5 protein-coding genes are annotated in these 6,000 nt (G+C 67.0%); 2 read left to right on the forward strand and 3 right to left on the reverse strand.

Annotation, left to right across the window (positions count from 1 at the left end; genetic code table 11):
• Positions 1 to 259: 259 nt before the first annotated feature.
• Both EV643_RS22220 and EV643_RS22225 read left to right on the forward strand, forming a co-directional pair.
• Positions 260 to 1,207, forward strand: coding sequence for a DUF8225 domain-containing protein (locus tag EV643_RS22220; RefSeq protein WP_133802020.1), 948 nt, complete (start codon positions 260 to 262; stop codon positions 1,205 to 1,207).
• Positions 1,204 to 2,955, forward strand: a complete 1,752-nt coding sequence (locus EV643_RS22225; RefSeq protein ID WP_133802021.1) for a Dyp-type peroxidase — start codon at positions 1,204 to 1,206, stop codon at positions 2,953 to 2,955. Before EV643_RS22220 ends, EV643_RS22225 begins: the two co-directional genes overlap by 4 nt.
• Positions 2,956 to 3,052: 97 nt before the next feature.
• Here the strand turns inward: EV643_RS22225 and EV643_RS22230 are convergent, their stop codons facing one another.
• From EV643_RS22230 to EV643_RS22240, 3 genes are all read right to left on the reverse strand, one after another.
• Complete coding sequence (locus EV643_RS22230; RefSeq protein ID WP_133802022.1) at positions 3,053 to 4,687, reverse strand: hypothetical protein; 1,635 nt, start codon at positions 4,685 to 4,687, stop codon at positions 3,053 to 3,055.
• 35 nt (positions 4,688 to 4,722) lie between these two features.
• Positions 4,723 to 5,130: a hypothetical protein gene (locus EV643_RS22235; RefSeq protein WP_133802023.1), complete on the reverse strand. Its 408-nt coding sequence runs from the start codon at positions 5,128 to 5,130 to the stop codon at positions 4,723 to 4,725.
• Positions 5,127 to 6,000: hypothetical protein (locus EV643_RS22240; RefSeq protein WP_238165718.1), on the reverse strand; the 874-nt coding region annotated here is incomplete at its 5' end. The genes EV643_RS22240 and EV643_RS22235, both read right to left, overlap by 4 nt.

Consider the following 6,000-nt stretch of genomic DNA (forward strand, 5'->3'; position numbering starts at 1 on the left):
TTCCGCTCGAGCGGCTGTGATTTCGCCGCTGTCGCCGCGCTGCTGCTGCATGATCGCAGGAGAGCCGGGTACGCCGTGCGTCCGTCGAATGAGGTGGATGCTGAGTGGTCGGGTGATGTGGCAGCGGTACTGGCCCTCACCGGTGGGGTCGCAACGACCGCAGGTCGCGCGTCGAGGCGATGGCCGGATCGCCCCACGCTCCGCCTTCGGCCGCGACACGCCCTACCGAGATATACCAACTCGGCTTAGGGTTCAGGCCATGAGTTGGGTGGGCAAGTTCGACACGCCGGGGTCGCTTCGCGACGTCGCGGCCGGCTCGCCGTTGTTCGACCGCTGGCACGCCACGATAGCTGCCTTGATCAAGCCGTCGACCCCGCTCAGCGGATCTGGTGCCTACGTGGATCCCAGTGAGCGCGACCTCGACGTCACCGCCACCCGGGCCTACACGTGGACCGGCTTCTCGCGACCCCTGCTGATGAAGCACCGCGACGACCGCGACGCCGCGTTCGCCGAGGGCGAGGATCGGTCCACCCAGATCGAGTACCTCGAGTGGCACGTGGACCGCGACCCCAGCGGCACGATCGTGCGGGTCACGTTCACGACCGAGACGCCCGAGTACTGGAAGACGCTCGCCAAAGTCGACCCCGACCGGGTCGTGGCGCTGTACCGGGAGCTGGTCGATCCCGCGGTCCGACCCGAGGACCTGTTCGATGCCAACGGCAAGTACGACACGATGAACCGCTGGAACACCACAGACGGCATCGTGCACTACATCATGCCGATCAACTCCATGAAGGACCTGCTCGGCGTGTCGCAGGAGGCTGAGCGCACCGGCACCGCGCTCGACGGCTACGACGCGCTGCCGTACCGCCGCGAGACCGGCGCAGACGCCCGGATCAACATCGATCTCTGGTCGATCAACCGCAAGGGGTACGCCGTCGCCACCGAAGACCCGCCGGGGCCACTCATCATCGACTGGGACGATTCGGGGTGGACCGATCCTGACGGCGATCCCGTGGGTGACCACTGGACCGTCGTCCGCGGCAAGCGGGGCGCCGCCCTGCGGGTCGTCTACGAGGTACCGCCGGCAGCCGGGTACCGGGTCGGAGACATCCGCATCGGCGGCCGCCCCATCGCCTACGGCGGCCAGCTCGCGGAGCACGTGATCATGTCGGCCCACGGTGTCATCGATCGGGGTGCCCCGTGAACGTCGACGCGGCCGCCGCGCTGGCCGCGCTCGCGGAGACCCGGACGGCGCTGCTCTCGGGCATCGAGCTCCCGGCAAGCACCGGCGGCGCCGAGGCGGTCGCTGCCGAGAGTAGCGACGCCGAAGGGGATCAGATGTCGGCCGTTCGCGCCCGGGCGCCGCAGGCGCTGGCCGACGAGCCCGTGTACGACGACGAGGCCGCCGCGGACATCCAGGGCAACATCATCCCGGGGTTCAACAAGGACCACCAGCACTTCTTGTTCTTGCGTTTCGGCGGCATCGACGGCGCTCGCGAGTGGGTGGGCTGGCTGGCGCCTCGCATCACCGCGATGGACGAGGTGCTGGATTTCCGGCGGGAGTTCCGCGCGCTGCGCCTACGCCTCGGCGTGCGTGAACCCGGACTCATCGCCACCTGGACTGCGGTCGCGTTCTCGTTCCCGGCCATCGCTGCCCTCGCCGGCAAAACCGACGCGAACGCCTTCGGCGAACAGAGCTTCCGACAGGGCCTGGCCGAGCGGTCCACCTACCTGGGCGATCCGACCGACCCTGGTCACCCGGGGCAGCGTGCCAACTGGGTCGTGGGCGGCCCGGACAACGAGGCCGACGCCCTGGTGATCGTCGCCGCCGACGACCCGAACGACCTGGACGCCGTTGTGAACGAGATCCTCGACCACGCCGGCGCCCACGGCATCACGCTGATCTTCGGTCAGCGCGGCGACACCCTCCCCGGGAACTTCCAGGGCCACGAGCACTTCGGGTTCAAGGACGGCATCTCCCAGCCGGGCGTGCGCGGCCGGCGGGCGACCTCGCCGGACGACCGCCTCACGCCCCGCTTCCTCGACGCCGACGACCCCCACGCTGACCTCTTCGCCAAGCCTGGCCAGCCGCTTGTGTGGCCCGGGCAGTTTCTGCTCGGCGAGCCCCGCCAGCACCATCAGGACCCGACGGTCCCAGCCCCACCCGCCCGGGCGTTTCCCGACTGGGCCCGGCGCGGCTCGTACCTGGTGTGCCGGCGCCTCCAGCAGGACGTCATGGGCTTCTGGGAGCTGGCAACGACCGCCGCCACGACGATGGGCACGACCCCGGTCAGGGTCGCGTCGATGCTCGTCGGTCGCTGGCCGAGCGGGGCTCCGCTCATGCGCTCGCCCGATGCGGACGACGCCACCCTCGCCGGCGACGAGTTCGCCAACAACCACTTCCTCTTCGACGATGAGACCCGCCCGTCCGCGCTGGTTGATCTGCCCGGGTACCCCGGCGACACGCACCGGCCCGCGACCGGCGACCTGCTCGGCCAGGTCTGCCCGTTCGCCGCCCACATCCGCAAAGTCAACTCGCGCGACAGCGGCACCGACTTCGGCGCACCCGCCGACACATTCCTGCGGCTGATGCTGCGCCGCGGCATCCCCTACGGCGAACCGATCGCCGGCATCGCCGACCCGTCGCCCGAGCTGGCGGCAGCTGAGCGCGGCCTGCTGTTCGCCGCGTACATGGCGTCGATCGAGGACCAATTCGAGTTCGTCACCCGCCGCTGGGCCAACTCGCCGGTGCAGCCCAACGTCGGCGGCGTCGACCCGATCATCGGCCAGCGCGACCTGAGGGGCGACCGTCGGCGCACGGTCGACCTCCCGGCCGCCGATGGCTCGACGATCACGATCGAGCTCCGCGAGGACCTCGTCACGCCCACCGGCGGCGGCTACTTCTTCGCCCCGCCCATCTCGGCGCTCCGTGGCGTCCTTGCCGCCGGCTGACCCGGATGCCAGACTGCCGGAGATCCGCGACGCTCATGGCTCGCTCGTGTGCTAGCCCCCTCAAGGTAGAGCCCCGGGTGCGCCACGGCGGGCACATCTAGAGGTCGGCGGCGGCCACTGTGCCTCGGCGGACGTGCCTTGGCCATGTGTCGGAAGGCATGGTCGCGACCAGTGTGGCCAGGCTGGCGAGCTCGGCGATGGCGAGGACGGGAATGCCGTCCTGCTCAGCGGGCGCGGCGATCGTCCTGGTCACGATCACGGCCAGAACCTCGGGCTCAATGCTTGGAAGCTGCAGCGACCGGGTGATCCTCGGCCAATTCAGCCCTACCCAGCTGCGCTTTCTGATCACCTGGTCTGTGCCTTTGCGGATCAGGCTGCGTGCCTGGTCGGGGCCTAGGTCCTTGAAGAACGTGAAATCGAAGTTCTTGCATTCTCCGACCAGCAGGACCGGCCCTCGCGGCCCGACGCAGCCGCCGAGGATGTCGATCTCCCCGCAAGGTAGGCGCTTGCCGTCCATAAGCTCGACCCCGCTCATCGACGGGACCCCTCCAGCGGTGCACTCGGCTGCGGCCGCCCTCTCGAACTCGCTGTGTACGTCGCGTGCCTTCGCCCGAACCGCCGCGACGTCGAGTCCGCGGTCCACAGCAGCGACATTCGAGGCCAGGTGCAGGCGACTCGAGATGGCGGCAACGGCCTGCCCGTAGGCCTGTGCGAGCACACCGATGGAGGTCAGCCCGACCGAGACGCTGTCCATCTGGGCATGCAGTAGAGGCGCGAAGCCGAGCCAGTTCGCGCTACTGGCCTGCACGAGCAGCGCTTGCTCGGTCCGATGGACTCGTCGCGGATCGGCAGAGAAGAAGGACGGCACGGTACGAGAGCGCCACCGCTCGAAGGTGAGCACCATGGAGCGGTTCAGCAGTGTGGCGGTCTGGTCAGGTGACTCGAGATCCACCACCAGGACACCGGGGACGGCGGTTGCTCGAGCGATGCCGACCGCACTCCCGGATCCGATGAACTGGAGAAGGAGGCACCGAGCAGAGGCGCCATAGACCACCTCCTCGACGTCGTCGACGGTTTGCACAAGGTCACGGTGATACCCACGGTCGAGGTCTTCGACGCGACTGAGGTTTACCTCCGTCATCCAGATCAAGTCGTCAGAAGGGACCAGGCGCAGCCTGCCGGAGGCTATCGAGGCGCCACTCGCGGTCGCCGAGCCAAGTTCCAGAATGGCGCCTGACAGCCGCGACATGGTCTGAGTCAGGCGTGCAATCTGGTCCACCCAGACATCCGGAGCGAGCGTTCCCGCCGCGAACATGGAAAGGTCGATCGGCCCGGCGCTTACCAGGCAGGCGTAGACCTGTTGCACGGCCAGAACTCTGTTCGCGTCGTCGGTCGACCGCTTGATGTCGACGCCGGCAATCATGGCAACCAGCCAGGCGATGGCCCACGACGGATGGTCGAGCACGAGGTTTCGTATCCTCGATCCGACTGTGGCGCGCGCCAGCCGGACCCGGTTCAAGATGTCTTCGCGGTCGTCGGTGTCGGAAAGATCGATAGAGCGGAGGTGGACCTCTGACGCCAGGTCGGCGAGGTCGATGTCATAGAAGTGCTCGAGCGCGACCAGGTTGTTCCATCCGCATTCCTCGCACCTCTTGCCGGAGAACGTGCCCGGGCGCGAGTCCTCATCGCGCAGCCAATGTTTCCCCAGGAGCGTCAGATCGACGTCGGTCAATGGCGCAAGACAGCGCCGACATCGATCGGAGCGGATCATTCGAATAGCCACCAGTCCGAGGCTGAGATCCGAGACGAGACTACCTCGAGCAACGAGCAGCCTGACTCGCGCCAGTCGATGTCGCAGTCGAATGGGGGTGAGTCTCTGTGGTCACCGAAACCGCGCAGCCTCGGGCTGTTCTGGTCGCCGCAGTCCTGAATGCACAAGATTGCGCGGAGCGAGGAATAGTTGTCCAACACCGGCTCGACCAGCACGCCGACATCATTCGTGCCATAACCCATCCGTACCGTGAGCTCTCCTTCGAGGTCCATCAAGACCAGGAAGTGACGCGAGACGTTTCCTCCGCGAAGGGAGGCGCTCGTGATGTCCAGCGCGACGTTGAGCAGACTCGCGACATCCTGTTTGGCAGCTGGGCCGACCTGATCGGTCCACGAAGTGGTCATGAGCGAGTATCGTGAATGCGATTGAGTCGACGCCGAACCGCCAACCTCGTCGCTTCTGCCGGGCGGTTCAGCAGATAGGCGAACTCGGTGCGCACCTGATCCTTGATCTCCTCGTGGTGGAGAAGGTCGATATTCACCGGCGCGGCCCGCCGTCCGACCGCGCCACTGGCATCCAGTTCAGCCACGAGTGCACGAAGGTTCGCCCCCGCCACAATGAGTCTGTCCCACCGGAGCGGATCCCTGTCCGCTGACTCCAAGAACGCATCGAGCTCGCGGAACCAACGCTGAAACTGTCGATCATTCGCGTGCCGAACGCAGAAATCGGAGAACTCCATCGGCGTTTCACCAACCTCCTGACGGACGATCATCACCTCGCCCATCGCAGCCAGCAGCCGTCGTGGTATCCCCGACCTGTCGACCGCATCCCCGGCCGCGGCCGTCGCCCACCGGAAGTACCGGAAGCTCGCCATCGCGCCGAACAGACCGTTCAATCGAGCGTCGAGCCGGCGACCGGCCCGCGAGTGCTCGATGGAGATGAAGCCGAAACGGCGTTCGATCAACCGCACCCAGCCCAGATACTCGGCAAAGCAGTAAAGGGTGCTCAACCGATAGTATTCCGACGTGCGGTACCAATCCTTGTCGACGTTTCGCACAAAGTTGTTGATCTGTCGTTCCAAGGTCTCGCTCGACCGCAGCAGTGGGGTCGTGTAGCGGGCCAGAACCCTCTTCGCGTCACGCCTCAAGCCCAGCCGCGGCCGCAGGACGTCCTCGAAGAGTAACTGGTCAGGTCGTCGGCGGCGTGGTTCGTTGATCGAGGCAACGAGATGTTGATCATGGTGTGGTGCCCGCCGGTCAACGTCCGTCCTATGA

The sequence above is a fragment of the Kribbella caucasensis genome (genome assembly GCF_004361855.1).
GTDB lineage: Bacteria > Actinomycetota > Actinomycetes > Propionibacteriales > Kribbellaceae > Kribbella > Kribbella caucasensis.